Origin of the sequence: Arthrobacter zhaoguopingii (genome assembly GCF_009828595.1) — a bacterium.
GTDB classification, from domain to species: Bacteria; Actinomycetota; Actinomycetes; order Actinomycetales; family Micrococcaceae; genus Arthrobacter_D; species Arthrobacter_D zhaoguopingii.
This window is the reverse complement of sequence record NZ_WPNY01000002.1, coordinates 346,964-363,295: the sequence shown is the minus strand read 5'-3', so window position 1 is coordinate 363,295 and position 16,332 is coordinate 346,964. Positions and strand designations below refer to the sequence as shown.

Here is a 16,332-nt window from a genome sequence, read left to right as displayed (position 1 = left end):
CGTAACCTTCGAACCGGCGTAACCTTTGAACCGGCGCCCGGGCGCCTTTCGACACGCCCGCGCGCGGGCGGCTAGACTTGGACCATAAGCGTCGAACCGGCCATCACCGGGGAGCTTCCGGAAGAACAGCACGGCGGACCCGCCAGGGGCCGCACGGCCCAGTAGAACCGGACGGGTGGGCCCGTCACCGCCTGAAAATGAGTGGCAGCCCTGTTGGGCCGGCCTCCCCACGGAGGCCCGGCACGCGGCGGCGGCAAGTGAGGTGGTACCGCGGGTTCCGCTCCCGGTGGCCGGCATCCCCGGCCTCCAGGTTCAGAGCACGTCCTCGCAGCAGGATCACCGCCCCTTGTTCTGTCTCCACCGTTGTTCAGGATGAATACATGCCGCAGATCTACCCCAAAGCCACCTCAGCCATCGACTCCGCCCCGGACGGCCAGGGCCAGCCCGAAGGCGCCGGCGCCTCGCCGCGCTTCCCGGAGATCGAAGAGCGGGTCCTGGAGTACTGGGATAAGGACGGGACCTTCCAGGCCTCGATCGACGCCCGCGACGCCGGCGAGAACGGCTCCAACGAATTCGTCTTCTACGACGGGCCCCCCTTCGCCAACGGCCTGCCGCACTACGGCCACCTGCTCACCGGCTACGCCAAGGACCTCGTGGGCCGCTACCAGACCCAGCGCGGCCGCCGCGTCGAGCGGCGCTTCGGCTGGGACACCCACGGCCTGCCGGCCGAACTCGAGGCGATGAAGCAGCTCGGCATCACCGAGAAGCGCCAGATCGAGGCAATGGGCATCGATGCGTTCAACGACGCCTCCCGCGCCTCGGTGATGAAGTACGCGGGGGAGTGGAAGGACTATGTCACCCGCCAGGCACGCTGGGTCGACTTTGAGAACGACTACAAGACGCTCAACATCGAGTACATGGAGTCGGTCCTGTGGGCCTTCAAGACCCTCTACGACAAAGGCCTGCTCTACAACGGCTACCGGGTGCTTCCCTACTGCTGGAACGACGAGACCCCGCTGTCCAACCACGAGCTCCGCATGGACGACGACGTCTACCAGGACCGGCAGGACCAGACGGTCACCGTCACCTTCCCGATCCTCGCCGGCGACTCCGAACTCTCGAAGGAACTGGCCGGCACCGCCGCGCTCGCCTGGACCACCACGCCGTGGACCCTGCCCACCAACGCGGCGCTCGCCGTCGGGCCGGACATCCGGTACGCCGTCGTGCCCGACGCCCGGGAGGCCGCCGGCGGAACCCCCGGCCGCTTCCTGATCGCCGAGGACCTCCTCGGCGCCTACGCCAAGGACCTCGGCTACCCCGACGCCGCCGCGGCCGCCGCGGCCGTCACCGCAACCTACGCCGGCACGCAGCTCGAGGGGCTCACCTACGAACCGCTCTGGGACTACCTCGCCGACCCCGAGGCCGGCGGCTACCGCAACGCCTTCCGGTTCCTCGTCGCCGACTACGTCACCACGACCGACGGCACCGGTATCGTCCACCAGGCCCCCGCCTACGGCGAGGAGGACCAGAGGATCTCCGAGGCCGCCGGCATCCAGGTGATCCTCTCGGTCGACTCCGGCGCCCGCTTCCTGCCCCTGTTCGGCACGGGCCCGCTCGCCGAGATCGCCGGCCAGCACGTGTTCGCGGCGAACAAGCCCATCACCCGGGTGCTCAAGGAGCAGGGACGCCTGGTGCGCCAGGCCAGCTACGTGCACAGCTACCCGCACTGCTGGCGCTGCCGCAACCCGCTGATCTACCGCGCCGTGTCCTCCTGGTTCGTCGAGGTCACCAAGGTCAAGGACCGCATGGTCGAGCTGAACAAGGAGATCAACTGGATCCCCGGCAGCGTCAAGGAGGGCCAGTTCGGCAAGTGGCTCGCCAATGCCCGCGACTGGTCCATCAGCCGCAACCGCTACTGGGGCAGCCCCATCCCGGTCTGGCAGTCCGACGACCCCACCTACCCCCGCACGGACGTCTACGGGTCCCTGGCGGAGGTCGAGGCCGATTTCGGCCGCCTGCCGCTGAACAAGGACGGCAAGCCCGACCTGCACCGCCCGTTCATCGACGAGCTCACCCGGCCCAACCCGGACGACCCGCGGTCCCCGGAGGAGGGCGGGTCGACGATGCGCCGCGTCACCGACGTCCTCGACGTCTGGTTCGACTCCGGGTCGATGCCCTACGCGCAGGTCCACTACCCGATGGAGAACGCCGACTGGTTCGCCTCGCACAACCCGGGCGACTTCATCGTCGAATACATCGGGCAGACCCGCGGCTGGTTCTACACCCTGCACGTCCTGGCGACGGCCCTGTTCGACCGCCCGGCGTTCCGCAATGTGATCAGCCACGGCATCGTGCTGGGCTCCGACGGCCAGAAGATGTCCAAGAGCCTGCAGAACTACCCGGACGTCTCCGAGGTCCTCGACCGCGACGGCTCCGACGCGATGCGCTGGTTCCTGATGTCCTCGCCGATCCTGCGCGGCGGGAACCTCGTGGTCACCGAGCAGGGCATCCGCGACGGCGTGCGCCAGGTCATCCTGCCGCTGTGGAACGTGTGGCACTTCTTCAGCCTCTACACCAACGCCGCCAACGGGGGCGCCGGCTACGAGGCGCGCACCGTGAGCGCCGAGGCTGCGGCGGGGCTGCGCGAACCGCTCGACCAGTACCTGCTGGCCAACACCGGCAACCTGGTCCGGGAGGTCACCAACGCCCTCGACGCGTTCAACATCAGCGACGCCAGCGAGTCGCTGCGGCGTTACCTCGACACGCTGACCAACTGGTACGTCCGGCGCAGCCGGCAGCGGTTCTTCGACGAGGACACCGAGGCCTTCGACGTCCTCTACACCTGCCTCGAGGCCGTGTGCCGCGTCGCGGCCCCGCTGCTGCCCCTGATCTCCGAGGAGATCTGGCGCGGGCTCACCGGCGGGCGTTCGGTGCACCTCACCGACTGGCCCTCGTCGTTCGAATTCCCCGGGGCCCCGGACCTGGTGGAGCGGATGGACCGCACCCGGCAGATCTGCTCGGCCGGCTCCAGCCTGCGCAAGGCCGCCAACCTGCGGGTGCGGCTGCCGCTCTCGGAACTGATCGTCGTCGCGCCCTCCGCCGAGGGCCTGCAGGGCCAGTTCACCTCTATCATCGCCGACGAGCTGAACATCAAGTCGGTGCGCCTGATCGACGCCGACGACGCCTCACCCGAGGAATTCGGCATCACCCAGCGGCTCGCCGTCAACGCCCGCGCCGCCGGACCCCGCCTCGGGAAGAACGTCCAGACCGTCATTCGGGCCGCCAAGGCCGGCGACTGGTCCGTGGACGACGACGGCGCCGTCACCGCCGGCGGGGTGGCGCTGGAGCAGCAGGAGTACACCCTGGAGACCGTCGTCGAAAGCGCCGACTCCGACGAGAAGGCCGTCGCTGTGCTCCCCGGAGGCGGCTTCCTCGTCCTCAGCACCGCCGTCACGGACGAGCTGGCCGCCGAGGGCACCGCCCGCGACGCCATCCGTGCCATCCAGCAGGCCCGCCGCGACGCGGACCTGTCGATCAGCGACCGCATCACCGCGGTCATCGAGACGGCCCCCGCCAGCGTGAAGGCCCTGCAGGACCATGCCCGGCTCATCCAGGACGAAACCCTGACCAATGAACTGATCGTGCGGGCCGGCAACGGTTCGGGCGAGGACTTCCGCGTCACCGTTGAAAGGCACAAGTGAACCCGAACGACGAAGCGCCCCTTGACCAGTTCTCCGTCGAAAGCGTCTACGCCGAGCTGCTGAGCCGCGCCCCCGAGAACAAGATGGAGCCGCGCATGGCTCCGATGTTCAGGGCCATGGACATCCTCGGCGAACCCAACAAGGCCTTCCCGATCATCCACATCACCGGAACGAACGGGAAGACCTCGACGGCGCGGATGATCGAGTCGCTGCTGCTGGCCCACGACCTGCGCACCGGGCGCTACACCAGCCCGCACCTCTCCAAGGTGACCGAACGGATCAGCATCGACGGCGAACCCGTGCCCGACGACACGTTCGTGCGCGTCTGGGACGAGATCCGCCCGTACCTCGACATCGTCGACGCCGAACTCGAGGCCGCCGGCGAACCGCGGCTCACCTACTTCGAATGCGTCACGGTGCTCGCCTTCGCCGTCTTCGCCGACGAGCCCGTCGACGTCGCCGTCATCGAGGTGGGACTGGGCGGGATCACCGATGCCACCAACGTCGGCGACGGCGCGGTCTCGGTGGTCACCCCCATCTCCCTCGACCACACCGACCTGCTCGGGGACACCGTGGAGGACATCGCCTACGAGAAGGCGGGCATCATCAAGCCCGGCGGGTTCCTCGTCAGCGCCGCCCAGCCCCGAGACGCCGCCCAGGTGCTCCTGGAGAAGGCCCGCGAGACCGGCGTGGAGTTCCGCTTCGAGGGCGTCGAGTTCTCGGTCGACTCCCGCAGCGTGGGCGTCGGCGGGCAGGTCGTCTCCATCACGGGCATCGCCGGGCGCCGGTACGAGGAACTGCTGGTCCCGCTCCACGGCGAGCACCAGGCGCAGAACGCAGCCGTCGCCGTCGCGGCCGTCGAGGCGTTCCTGGGCGGGGGAGCCCGCCAGCTTGAGCCCGACGTCGTGCGTGCCGGGCTGCGGGCCGTGACCTCCCCGGGCCGGCTCGAGGTGGTCCGCACCGCCCCGAGCATCCTCGTCGACGCGGCCCACAACGCCGACGGGGCGCGGGCGGCCGCCCGCGGTATCGCCGAGGCCTTCCAGTTCCCGCGCATCGTGCTGGTCATCGGGGTCCTCTCCGACAAGGACGCCGCGGCCATCCTGGCCGAACTCCACGAGGAGCTCGCCGGGGTGCTTGAGGACGTCGTCCTGACCCAGTCCACCTCGCCGCGCGCGATCCCCGCCGCCGACCTGCTGCCCGACGCCCTGGCGGCCGGGTTCGCCGAGGAGAACATCCACATCGCCGAGCGCCTCGACGACGCCCTCGAATGGGCGGTGATGAAGTCCGAGGAGTCCGGCGACCTCGCCGGCGGCATCCTCATTACGGGCTCGATCACCGTCGTGGGCGAGGCCCGGACCCTCCTAGGAAAGTAGGACCATGGCCCGCCTGACCAAGGCCCAGCGCGAGTGGCGTCCCGGGATGCCCAAGAAGCGCCGCTCGATCAAGATCATGTTCGGCTCGACGGTGCTGCTGCTCGAGGCGTTCGTGGTGTTCTTTGGGACCCTCGTGATCTTCGGCCTGCGCCGGGACGAGCTCTCCCCGGCGCTCATCCTCGGCGCCGGGGTGGCGCTGAGCCTGCTGCTCGTGCTCACCTGCGCGGTGCTGACCCGCCCGTGGGGCATCGCCGTCGGCTGGGTCCTCCAGCTCGCCATCATCGCCGCCGGGTTCCTTGAGCCCACCATGTTCCTCGTCGGAACCGCGTTCGCCCTCACCTGGCTCTACGGCATCCGCACCGGCAGGAGGCTCGACCGCGAGAACGCCGAGCGGGACCGCGCGCAGGCCGAGTGGGAGAAGGAGCACCCGGAGGCGGCCGCCGAATAGGCAGCACCCTGCCTGTCTTTAGTAGAGTTCAAGACGGAGCATTTCGATTCCTTTTCCCCACGAACCCCTGGAGGACCGTGTGAGCACTGAACGCACCCTTGTACTGATCAAGCCCGACGGCGTCGCGCGGAACCTGACCGGCACCATCCTCGGCCGGATCGAGACCAAGGGGTACACCCTTGTGGATCTGAAACTGATGTCAGCCACCCGCGAACTCCTCGAGGAGCATTACGCCGAACACGTCGGCAAGCCCTTCTACGAGCCGCTCGTCGAGTTTATGCTCAGCGGCCCGATCGTCGCCGCCGTCTTCGAAGGCCAGCGCGTCATTGAAGGGTTCCGGTCGCTCGCCGGGTCCACTGAGCCGACAGCTGCGGCCCCGGGCACCATCCGCGGCGACTTCGGCCGCGACTGGGGGCTGAAGGTGCAGCAGAACCTCGTCCACGGCTCCGACTCGGCCGAGTCCGCCACCCGGGAAATCGGCATCTGGTTCTCCGCGTCCTGATCCCGCTCCACCGGACTCCCCGGGAAGGGTGAGGCATGACTGAATACCGAAGGCTCGGGTCCTCCGGCCTGAGCGTCTCAACTGTGGGCCTGGGCTGCAACAACCTCGGCCGCCCGGGCACCGCCACGGAAACCCAGCAGGGGACCGACGCCGTCGTCGGCGCGGCCATCGATGCCGGGATTACCCTGTTCGACGTCGCCGACATCTATGGTGGGCACCCGGGGCTGAGCGAGGAAATGCTGGGTGCGGCCCTCGGAAAGCGCCGGGACGACGTCGTGCTGGCCACGAAGTTCGGTGCGGACATGCGCGGCGCCAACGGTCCCGACTGGGGTGCCCGCGGCTCCCGCCGGTATATCCTGCGCGCCGTCGAGTCGTCCCTGAAGCGGCTGGGCACCGACTGGATCGACCTCTATCAGTTCCATGTGCCCGATGCGGAGACTCCCATCGAGGAGACGCTGTCGGCGCTCGACACCCTCGTGAGCGACGGAAAGGTCCGCTATCTCGGGCACTCGAACCGGGCCGGCTGGCAGATCGCCGAGGCCGAATTCACGGCGCGGCTCGAAGGACTCACCCCCTTCGTCTCGGCCCAGAACGCGTACAGCCTGCTCGACCGGGGCGCCGAGGACGAGGTGATCCCTGCCTCCGCCGCGTACGGGCTGGGACTGCTGCCGTACTTCCCGCTCGCGAACGGGCTGCTGACCGGCAAGTACTCCTCCGGGAAGGCGCCCGAGGGCAGCCGGCTGACCCGGGTCCGCACGCACCTGCTCGAGCAGGCCGACCTGCAGCAGCTGGCGGCCTTCGGTGCTTTCGCGGCGGCCCGCGGGCTGACCGAGGTGCAGGTGGCGTTCTCGTGGCTTGCGGCCCAGCCGACAGTGTCGAGCATCATCGCCGGGGCCACCACCCCGGAGCAGGTGGCACAGAACGCTGCGGCCGCCTCCTGGACGCCGTCGCCGTCGGATCTCGAGGAGCTGGACCGGATCTTCCCGCGGGGCTGAGGCCCGCCGCCGGGCGTCCGTTCCCGGCCTAACGCCCGAAAGCGACGGCGGTGCCCGAAAGCGACGAACGCACCTGATTTATCGGGTGCGTTCGTCGTAATGAGGTGCGTGCGTCGTTTTGTGGCTTGCCCGTCGGCGTCCGTTCCCCGGCTTCGCGCCCAAAAGCGACGGTTGCACCCAAGAACGACTGCTGCGCCCGAAAACGACGGCTGCACCCAAGAACGACGGCTGCACCCAAGAACGACGGCTGCACCAGATAGCGACGATCGCGCCGTCAAAAGCGGGTCCTCGCGTCACAATCTGGTGCGGTGGGCGCTGTGCGGTGTGTTTGTCGCTTTGAGGCCGGCCCGTCGACGTCCGTCCCCGAAGTCCGCGCGTCGTCGTGATTAGCGCGCCCGAAAGCGACGACTGCACCCAAAACGACGAGCGCACCCGATTTATCGGGTGCGCTCGTCGTTATCGGGTGCGCTCGTCGTTATCTGGGGCGTACGTCGTTATGGAGCGCGCTTGTCGTGAACGGGGCGGCCTAGCGGAACGTCCTGCCGCGGACCCGCTCCGAGGCGCCGGTGCGGTCGAGGTACGGCGTGATGCCCCCGAGGTGCATCGGCCAGCCGGCGCCCATGATGACGCACAGGTCGATGTCTTCCGGGGCAGCGACGACGCCCTCGTCGAGCATCCTGCCGATCTCGTCCGCGAGGGCGTCCTGCGTGCGCCGCAGGATCTCCTCGCTGGACGACGGCGAGGAGCCGCGCTCCATCAGCGCCAGGGTGGACCCGGGCACGGTCTCCCGGCCCGACTCGTCCTTGACCCACAGTCCCTTGATGCCGGCGTCGATCAGCTTCTGCTGGTTCGCCGAGACGTGGAACCGGTCGCCGAAGGCGGCGTGCAGCGACTCCTGGACGTGCTGGCCCACCGGCAGGCCCACGAGGGCCAGCAGCCGGAACGGTGTCATTGGCAGGCCCAGAGGCCGCAGCGCGTTGTCGGCGGTCTCGGCATCGGTGCCCTCGTCGAAGACCTTCGTGATCTCGCCGAACATGCGCCCGAGGATCCGGTTGACGACGAACGCCGGGGCGTCCTGGACCAGGACGGCGTTCTTCTTCAGCTGCTTGGCCAGGGCAAAGGCGGTGGCGAGCACGGCGTCGTCGGTCTTGGGCGCCCTCACGATCTCCAGCAGCGGCATCGCGGCGACGGGGTTGAAGAAGTGGAACCCGACGACCCGCTCGGGATGGGCCAGATCGGCGGCCATGTCGGTGACCGACAGCGAGGAGGTGTTCGTTGCGAGGATGCACTCGGGCGATACGACGGCCTCGACCTCGGCGAAGACCTGTTTCTTGACGCCCATCTCCTCGAAGACCGCCTCGATGACGACGTCGGCGTCCGCGAAGACCTCCTTGGACACCGATCCGGAGACCAGCGCCTTGGTACGGTTCGCGGCGTCGGCGGAGAGTTTCTTCTTGCCCAGCAGCTTGTCGACCTCGGCGTGGACGTAGGCGACGCCCTTGTCGACGCGGGCCTGGTCGATGTCGGTCAGGACGACGGGCACCTTGAGCTGGCGGGCGAACAGCAGCGCCAGCTGGCTGGCCATCAAGCCGGCCCCGACGACGCCGACCTTCGTCACCGGCCGGGCGAGCTTCGCGTCGGGCGCCCCGGCGGGCCGCTTGGCGCGCTTCTGCACCAGCTCGAGGAACGCGTAGACGGTCGCGTGGAACTCGGGGGTCTGCATCAGTTCGGCCAGCGCGATGCATTCGGCCTCGGCGGACTGCTCTCGGGTCAGCGTCCTGCCGGCCTCGAACAGGTCGAGGACCCGCGACGGGGCGGGCGCGGCATTGCCGGTACGGGCCTGGATGAAGGCCCGTCCCGCGGCGGCGGCGGCGTCCCAGTCGGCGTCGCTGTAGGCGGTGAAGCCCGCCCGGCGGGCCTCGACGGCCTCCACCGCCGCCGGCTCGCCGGCGACGACGCGGGCGGCCCAGGCCAGGGACTGCTCAAGGAAGTCCGCGGGTTCGAAGAGCGCGTCGGCGATGCCGATCCCGTAGGCGGCGGCGCCGTCGAGCATCCGGTTGTTGCTCAGCGGATTCTCGATCATCACCTTCACCGCGGAGGCGGGCCCGACCAGGCGCGGCAGCCGGTACACCCCGCCCCAGCCGGGGACCAGGCCGATGAACGCCTCGGGCAGGCCGACTCCGTTGGCTCCGGTGGAGACGGTGCGGTAGTCCGCGGCCAGGGCGATCTCGAGGCCGCCGCCGAGGGCCACCCCGTTGATGAAGGCGAAGCTGGGCACGCCGAGTGAGCCGAGCAGGTCGTAGGCGGCGTGGCCGAGCTCAGCCATCGCCCGGCCGTGCTTTTCGGCCTTGAGCGACTTCACCGTCGAGAGGTCTGCACCGGCGACAAGGAAGTAGGGCTTGCCGGTGATGGCGACCGCGGCGATCTCCCCGCGGCTGCTGCGCTCCTTGAGGCCCTCGAGGGTGCGTCCGAACTCGATCAGGGTGTTCGGGCCCAGGGTGGTCGGCTTGGTGTGGTCCTTGCCGTTGTCGAGGGTGATGAGCGCCAGGGTGCCGGCCCCGCCGGGCAGGGCGACGTCCTGCACCAGGGAGTGGGTGACGATCTCGTTGGGCACCAGCCCGGCGAGTTCCTCAAAGCGTTCGAAGCTCATGCTGCGTCCTGTCCGTAGTCGGCGTGGTGGGGGTTTTCCCAGATGACGGTGGCTCCCATGCCCAGCCCGATGCACATGGTCGTCATGCCGTAGCGCACCGAGTGGTCCTCCTCGAACTGGCGGGCGAGCTGGGTCATCAGCCGGACGCCGGAGGAGGCGAGGGGATGCCCGACGGCGATGGCGCCGCCGTAGCGGTTGACGCGCGGGTCGTCGTCGGCGATGCCGAAGTGGTCCAGGAAGGAGAGCACCTGCACGGCGAAGGCCTCGTTGATCTCGAACAGGCCGATGTCTCCGATGCCGAGGCCCGCCTGGCGCAGCGCCTTCTCGGTGGCGGGGACCGGGCCGATGCCCATCACCTCGGGTTCGACGCCGGCGAAGGCGTAGGCGACAAGCCGCATGCGCACCGGGAGGCCGAGTTCGGCGGCGCTGTCGGCGGAGGCCAGAAGCGCGGCGGTCGCGCCGTCGTTGAGGCCCGCGGCGTTGCCGGCCGTGACGCGGCCGTGCGGACGGAAGGGGGTGCGCAGCTGGGCGAGGTCCTCCACCGTGGTGTGGGGCCGCGGCGGCTCATCGATGCTGTGCAGGGTCCAGCCCTCGCCGGGCTTCCTGCCCGCGACGGGCACCAGGTCCGGCTGGATCCGGTTCTCCGCGTAGGCGGCGGCCAGCTTGGCCTGGCTGCGGACGGCGTAGGCGTCGGTGCGGTCCTTGGTGATGGCGGGGAAGCGGTCGTGGAGGTTCTCGGCGGTGTTGCCCATGTTCAGGGCCGCCGGATCCACGAGGCGTTCGGACATAAACCGCGGATTCGGGTCGGCGCCCTCGCCCATCGGGTGGTTCCCCATGTGTTCAACGCCGCCGGCGATCGCGACGTCGTAGGCGCCGAAGGCGATGCCGGAGGCCGTGGTGGTCACGGCGGTCAGGGCGCCGGCGCACATCCGGTCGATGGCGAAGCCCGGCACGGTGCGGGGGAGCCCTGCCAGCAGGGCGGCGGTGCGGCCGATGGTGAGGCCCTGGTCCCCGGTCTGGGTGGTGGCGGCAATCGCGACGTCGTCGATCCGCTCGGGGGGCAGGGACGGGTTGCGGCGCAGCAGGTCCCGGATGCACTTGACCACCAAGTCATCGGCCCGCATCCCGGCATAGATCCCCTTGTCGCCGGCCTTCCCGAACGGCGTCCGGACGCCGTCGACGAAGACGACGTCCCGCACGCTGCGGGCACCGGCACGGGCGGGGGTGGTTGCTGCTGGTTGGCTCACACTGTGCTCCTCTTTGAGATGTTGATCCGACCTCATGTTACTCAGCAGTAACTTAGCGGTGCAAGCGGAGCCCGGACCTTCGCTACCCGGCGGCCTCCATCGGGCCCGCATCGGGCGCCGCCTTTGGTGCCGGGGCCTTGACGGGAAGCGCGTCGGGGTCCAAAAAGGCCACGGTGATGACCGCCGCCACCCGGTCGATCTGCCAGGGCCGGGCACCCAGGTCCGCAAGGGCGGCGCTGATGGTCTCCAGGGTGATCTCGGCGGGCGGACGCCAGGCGATCCGGCGCAGGAAGTCAGGCGTCAGGAGGTTCTCCACCGGCATGTCGAGCTTCTCGGCCTGCGCCGCGATCCGCGGGCGGGCGGTGATGAGCCGGGCGGCCGCCTCGGGATCCTTTTCGGCCCAGACGCGCGGCGGCGGGGGAGTGTTGCTGGAGATGTGAAGGGGCGGGAGGTCCTTGGCCCGGCGGGCGTCGTTGATGCACCGCATCCAGCGGGGCGCTTCCTTCTGGGCGGCGCGGCCGTGGAAGCCTTTGGTGGACAGCAGCTGCGGCACCGTGGTGGGCATCGCCTTGGCCGCTGCGACGATTGCGGAATCCGGGATCAGCCGGCCCGGTGCTACGTCGCGCCGTTGGGCCAGTTCCTCGCGCTCGGTCCACATCCGCCGGACCGCCTCAAGCTGGCGGCGGTCGCGGACCTGGTGAAGCCCCGACGTGCGGCGCCAGGGGTCGGTCTTGGGCTCCGCCGGCGGAGTGGAGCGGATGTGCTCGAACTCCTCCTCGGCGATCGCAAGCTTCCCCTGCCCGTCCAGCAGCGCGGCGAGCTTGCCGCGCAGTTCGCTGAGCACTTCGACGTCGAGGGCGGCGTACCGCAGCCACGGTTCGGGCAGCGGACGGGTGGACCAGTCGGCCGCGGAGTGTTCCTTGGCGAGGGTGAAGCCCAGCTGGGATTCGATCACCGCCGCGAGCCCGACGCGCGGGAGCCCGGCCAGCCGTGCGGCCAGTTCGGTGTCGAAGAGGCGGTCGGGCCACATGCCGAGGTCCGAGAGGCAGGGCAGGTCCTGGCTGGCGGCGTGAAGGATCCACTCGACGCCCTCGAGGGCGTCGTCGATGATCTTCAGGTCCCCGAAGGGCTCCGGGTCGATGAGCCAGGTGCCGGCTCCCTCCCTGCGGATCTGCACGAGGAAGGCCCGCTGGCCGTACCGGAAGCCCGACGCGCGCTCGGCGTCCACAGCGGCCGGCCCGGTGCCCGCGGCGAGGGCGGCTGCGGCCCGTTCGAGCCCGGCCGGGGTGTCGATGACGAAGGGGACGCCGTCGCGCGGTTCCGTCAGCAGCGGCAGGTGCCCGGCCTCAGGTTCCGTGCCGTTCTCGGGCGTCTCGGTGGGCGGGGCGGCGTCGGCGGGCAGGTTCCGCCGATCGGAATTCTCGGAGCTCATGGTTGTTCCAGTCTATCGGTCGGCCGGACGGGCCTAGCTGCGCCGGTGCGGCAGGGTCAGGACGCCCTCGGGGAGGGGCGGCAGCCCCGCGAAGGTGCACACCATGTCGGACCACGCTTCGAGGTGCCGTCGGATCTCCGCGCTGTCAGGTGTCCAGGAGGCTCGCAGTTCGATGTCGATGGTGTCCGGCCGGTCCTCGAGGGTCCCGTAGCTCTCGGAGAGGATGCGGGTCGCCGTCCCGCCGGCGTTGGAATGGGCGGCTCCGTGGTTCTCGAGCGCCTCCGCGAGCCAGGTCCAGGCCACCGAGCCCAGCAGCGTGTCATTGCCCATGTCCGGTTCAAGCTGGGCGCGGATGTAGGTGACCACCCGGAACTTGCCGTCCCACACCGCCGAGCCCTGCGGGTCGTACAGCAGGATGAACCGGCCGGTGGCAAGCTCCACGGGTTCCTGCGGGAGCAGCTCGGCGCCGGCGGGCCCATGGACCGGCCGCCGCGCCGGCTGGGCCGGCTGGTACACCTCCGCGCCGAGGGCGACCGCGAACGGTGCCAGGCGCGAGGGTGCGGGAATCTCCTCGAGGCGCAGCTCGGTCCGGCAGCGGGCCTCCTTGAGGCCGGCAAGAGCCGTTCGGAATTCGTCGGGTGCCTGCGACAGGCCGCCAAGTGCGCTCACCCCCGCAGGCTATGCCAGAATCTGCGGCGTGTCGCGGGGGGACTCGCGGGGGTTACCTTTTCGTAACCATAGGCAATGAGCGCTTATGCGCCGACTTCGCGCGCGATGGCCGCCGCGAACGCGTCGACGTCCTCCTCGGTGGTGTCAAACGAGCACATCCACCGCACCTCGCCGGTCGCCTGGTCCCAGTCATAGAAGCGGAACTGCTTCCGGACGCGGTCGGCCGCGGCCGGGTCGAGGACGGCGAAGACGGCGTTCGCGCGGGTCTCCTGGGTGAGCCGGACGCCGTCGATGCCGCGCACCGCCTCGGTCAGCCGTGCAGCCATGGCGTTCGCGTGGGACGCCGAGCGCAGCCACAGACCGTCTTCGAGCAAGGCGATGAGCTGGGCCGAGACGAAGCGCATCTTCGAGGCGAGCTGCATGTTCATCTTGCGCAGGTAGTCAAGCCCGGTCGACGCGGCGGGGTTGAGGACGACGACGCATTCGCCGAACATCAGCCCGTTCTTGGTGCCGCCGAAGGAGAGGATGTCCACGCCGGCGTCGCGGGTGAAGGCCCGCAGCGGCAGGCCCAGCGCCGCGGCGGCGTTGGCCAGCCGGGCGCCGTCCATGTGCAGGTGCATCCCGCGGGCGTGGCAGTGGTCGGCGATGGCCCGGATCTCCTCGACCGTGTAGAGCGTACCGAGTTCGGTGGTCTGGGTGATCGAGACGGCGAGCGGCTGGGCCCGGTGGGTGTCCCCCCAGCCCCAGGCCTCGCGGTCGATCAGTTCGGGGGTGAGCTTGCCGTCCGGGGTGGGGACCGTCAGGAGCTTGAAGCCGCCGACACGCTCGGGGGCGCCGTTCTCGTCGACATTGATGTGAGCGGTGGCCGCGCAGATGACGGCGCCCCAGCGGGGCAGGATCGACTGGAGCGACAGGACGTTCGCGCCGGTGCCGTTGAACACGGGAAAGGCCTCGATGCCCTCGCCGAAGTGCTCCTCGAGGAGTTCCTTGAGCCGGGCGGTGTAGACGTCGTCGCCGTAGGCCACCTGGTGGCCGCCGTTGGCCGCCGCGATGGCGGCGAGCACCTCGGGGTGGATTCCCGAGTAGTTGTCGGAGGCGAAGCCGCGCTCATTGATGTCGTGCAGCGGGCGGAAGGTCGAAAGAGTCTCAGTCACTGTTTCATTATCCCCTAGCGGCGTTCAGCCGTCGGCCTTGGCCAGCAGGTCTGCCGGTGGAGTGCGCTGGCCGTTGACCTCGGCCGCCGGGACGGCGAAGAGTGCAGCGGCGGCCCGGGCGAGGTCGTCGACGTGGGTGTAGCCAGGGAAGCGCCGCCCGGGCTGCGCTTCCCGCATGGCATCGTCGAGCAGGGCCTTGACGACCAGCGCGGTCGACGCGGCAGCGGACCCGTCGCGGGTGAAGCCCTCGGCGACGGCGCGCAGCCAGGTTTCCGCCGAGGCTTTCACCGCGGCGTAGGAGGCGCTGCCCGCGGTGGGGGAGTCGACGGCGGTGGCCGAGACGGCGGCGAGCCGGCCGCGGGGCGAGCGCGCGAGCTGGTCGTAGAAGGCGCGGCTCGTGTTGAAGAGGGTGCGGAACACCGAGCCGTGCAGAAAGGCGTAGTCCTCGTCCGACTGGGTGGTGATGCCTTTGGCGCCGCGCCAGCCGCCAACGAGGTGGATCAGCCCGTCGGCGCCGCCGGTGTCCGCCTCGACCGCGGCCGCGAGGGTGTTCACGGCGGCGGCGTCGGTCAGGTCGCACACCCGCTGCTCGACGCCGTTCAGGTGCCCGAGGGCGTCCTGCAGCCGGCCGGCGTGGGAGCCGACGGCGATCACGCGCGCGCCCCGGGCGGTGAGCTCCCGGGCCACGGCCACGCCCGAGGCGCTCGTTGCCCCGGCCACCACCACGGTGAGGCCGGCGGGTGCGGGTGCGCCCGCCGGCGAAACGGCGTCCGTCACGCCGAGGCTCCGGTGATTCCGGCGGTCGACTCGATGACCGGCTTCATCTTGCGGTCGAGGGCTTCGAAGAACATCGACAGCGGGAACTCGTCGTCGAGCACGGCGTCGGTCAGGCCGCGCGGCGGGCCGCTGAGCGGAAGGGCATCGGGTCCCTTGGCCCAGACCGAGGCCGGGTGGGGCGTGACGGTCTTGGAAACCAGCTCGTAGGCGGCGAGCCAGTGTGCGGTCTTGGGTCGGTCAATGGAGCGCCAGTAAAGCTGCTCGATCTCCTCACCCAGGGCCACGACGACGTCGGCCACTTCGTCCCAGTCGATGGTGAGCTTGGTGTCGGTCCAGTGGAGGACGCGGTGCTGGTGCATCCAGGCGAAGAGCAGCTGACCGCCGAGGCCGTCGTAGTTGCGCACGCGGGAGCCGGTGATGGCGAAGCGGAAGATCCGGTCGAAGATCACCGCGTACTGCACCAGGCGGGCGTGCCGGCGGGTCTCGGGCGAGGCCTCCTCGTCCTTCGCGATGCGCACCGATTCGCGGAACGCGGTCAGGTCGCAGCGCAGCTCCTCGAGGGAGTACAGGAAGAACGGCATGCGCTGCTTGATCATGAACGGGTCGAACGGCAGGTCACCGCGCATGTGGGTGCGGTCGTGGATCAGGTCCCACATCACGAAGGTTTCCTCGGCCAGCTTCTGGTCGGCCAGGAGTTCGCGGGCCTCCGCGGGCAGGTCCAGGCGCGTGATGTCGGCGGCGGCCTCCACCACGCGGCGGAAGCGGGCGGCCTCGCGGTCGGCGAAGATCGCACCCCAGGTGAAGGTGGGGGTCTCGCGGACCGCGACGGTCTCGGGGAAGAGGACGGCGGAGTTGGTGTTGTAGCCCTCGGTGAAGTCGATGAAGCGGATGGGCACGAACAGCCCGTTGGAGTAGTCGCCGGCCTCGAGGTCGGCGATGAACTCGGGCCAGATCACTTCGATCAGCACGGCCTCCACGAGGCGGTTGCTGCTGCCGTTCTGGGTGTACATGGGGAAGAGGACCAGGTGCGCGAGGCCGTCGACACGGTGCTGCTGCGGCTGGAAGGCCAGCAGTGAGTCGAGGAAGTCGGGGACGCCGAAGCCGGACTCCGCCCAGGCCTTCAGATCCTTCACCAGCGCGGTGAGGTAGGCGGCGTCGTGCGGGAAGGCGGGGGCGAGTTCGCTGACCGCCTCGACAATCGTCGCGTTGAGCTCGGCGGCCTTCGGGAGGTCAGCCGGTTCGGGGACCGATCCATCCTTGATCTGCAGCTGCTGCAGGGCACCGGCCGCCGCCTTGAGACGGAGCCAGGCGGAGTGCTCCGCAAGGGTGGTGGGGCTGAGCGGGGAGGACGCCAGAGTGGTCATGGATGCCTGCTTTCGGAGCG

The 16,332-nt window shown here is 69.9% G+C and carries 12 protein-coding genes; 5 read left to right on the top strand and 7 right to left on the bottom strand.

All coding sequences use genetic code 11. The features are described 5' to 3' along the window. The first annotated feature begins 380 nt into the window (after positions 1-380). From ileS to GVV86_RS04110, 5 genes are all read left to right on the top strand, one after another. Positions 381-3,701: an isoleucine--tRNA ligase gene (ileS, locus tag GVV86_RS04130; protein WP_159801537.1), complete on the top strand. Its 3,321-nt coding sequence runs from the start codon at positions 381-383 to the stop codon at positions 3,699-3,701. Then, positions 3,698-5,074 (top strand): bifunctional folylpolyglutamate synthase/dihydrofolate synthase, encoded by a 1,377-nt coding sequence (locus tag GVV86_RS04125; RefSeq protein WP_246669870.1) that lies wholly within the window; start codon positions 3,698-3,700, stop codon positions 5,072-5,074. Before ileS ends, GVV86_RS04125 begins: the two co-directional genes overlap by 4 nt. A 4-nt stretch (positions 5,075-5,078) precedes the next feature. Continuing rightward, a complete protein-coding gene (locus GVV86_RS04120; protein WP_159801535.1) occupies positions 5,079-5,522 on the top strand; it encodes a DUF4233 domain-containing protein in 444 nt (147 codons plus the stop codon). Positions 5,523-5,601: 79 nt separating this feature from the next. Further along, entirely contained in the window at positions 5,602-6,024 is a 423-nt protein-coding gene (gene ndk / locus GVV86_RS04115; RefSeq protein ID WP_159616875.1) for a nucleoside-diphosphate kinase, read from the top strand. A gap of 35 nt (positions 6,025-6,059) precedes the next feature. Continuing rightward, on the top strand, positions 6,060-7,019 hold the full coding sequence (locus GVV86_RS04110) for an aldo/keto reductase (protein WP_159801533.1): 960 nt from the start codon (positions 6,060-6,062) through the stop codon (positions 7,017-7,019). Positions 7,020-7,545: 526 nt separating this feature from the next. On the opposite strand, the gene GVV86_RS04105 is transcribed toward GVV86_RS04110, so the two are convergent. The 7 genes from GVV86_RS04105 to GVV86_RS04075 form a co-directional block, all read right to left on the bottom strand. Then, the gene (locus GVV86_RS04105) at positions 7,546-9,669 is read right to left on the bottom strand and encodes a 3-hydroxyacyl-CoA dehydrogenase NAD-binding domain-containing protein (RefSeq protein WP_159801531.1); all 2,124 of its coding nucleotides are present in this window, start codon (positions 9,667-9,669) and stop codon (positions 7,546-7,548) included. Next, positions 9,666-10,916, bottom strand: coding sequence for a thiolase family protein (locus GVV86_RS04100; RefSeq protein ID WP_246199645.1), 1,251 nt, complete (start codon positions 10,914-10,916; stop codon positions 9,666-9,668). Before GVV86_RS04100 ends, GVV86_RS04105 begins: the two co-directional genes overlap by 4 nt. Positions 10,917-10,998: 82 nt before the next feature. Then, positions 10,999-12,348: an HRDC domain-containing protein gene (locus GVV86_RS04095; RefSeq protein WP_159801530.1), complete on the bottom strand. Its 1,350-nt coding sequence runs from the start codon at positions 12,346-12,348 to the stop codon at positions 10,999-11,001. Positions 12,349-12,381: 33 nt separating this feature from the next. Continuing rightward, on the bottom strand, positions 12,382-13,017 hold the full coding sequence (locus GVV86_RS04090; RefSeq protein WP_159616865.1) for a DUF3000 domain-containing protein: 636 nt from the start codon (positions 13,015-13,017) through the stop codon (positions 12,382-12,384). 83 nt (positions 13,018-13,100) lie between these two features. Continuing rightward, a complete protein-coding gene (locus GVV86_RS04085) occupies positions 13,101-14,171 on the bottom strand; it encodes a threonine aldolase family protein (protein WP_159616863.1) in 1,071 nt (356 codons plus the stop codon). Positions 14,172-14,195: 24 nt separating this feature from the next. After that, positions 14,196-14,948, bottom strand: coding sequence for an SDR family NAD(P)-dependent oxidoreductase (locus GVV86_RS04080; protein ID WP_159616861.1), 753 nt, complete (start codon positions 14,946-14,948; stop codon positions 14,196-14,198). Beyond that, positions 14,945-16,312, bottom strand: a complete 1,368-nt coding sequence (locus GVV86_RS04075; protein ID WP_159801528.1) for a DUF6421 family protein — start codon at positions 16,310-16,312, stop codon at positions 14,945-14,947. Before GVV86_RS04075 ends, GVV86_RS04080 begins: the two co-directional genes overlap by 4 nt. Between the last annotated feature and the right edge of the window lie 20 nt (positions 16,313-16,332).

Coding starts and splice junctions, on each gene's coding strand:
- ileS (WP_159801537.1), top strand. CDS start 381: ATGCCGCAGATCTACCCCAAAGCCACCTCAGCCATCGACTCCGCCCCG.
- GVV86_RS04120 (WP_159801535.1), top strand. CDS start 5,079: ATGGCCCGCCTGACCAAGGCCCAGCGCGAGTGGCGTCCCGGGATGCCC.
- GVV86_RS04110 (WP_159801533.1), top strand. CDS start 6,060: ATGACTGAATACCGAAGGCTCGGGTCCTCCGGCCTGAGCGTCTCAACT.
- GVV86_RS04105 (WP_159801531.1), bottom strand. CDS start 9,669: ATGAGCTTCGAACGCTTTGAGGAACTCGCCGGGCTGGTGCCCAACGAG.
- GVV86_RS04095 (WP_159801530.1), bottom strand. CDS start 12,348: ATGAGCTCCGAGAATTCCGATCGGCGGAACCTGCCCGCCGACGCCGCC.
- GVV86_RS04075 (WP_159801528.1), bottom strand. CDS start 16,312: ATGACCACTCTGGCGTCCTCCCCGCTCAGCCCCACCACCCTTGCGGAG.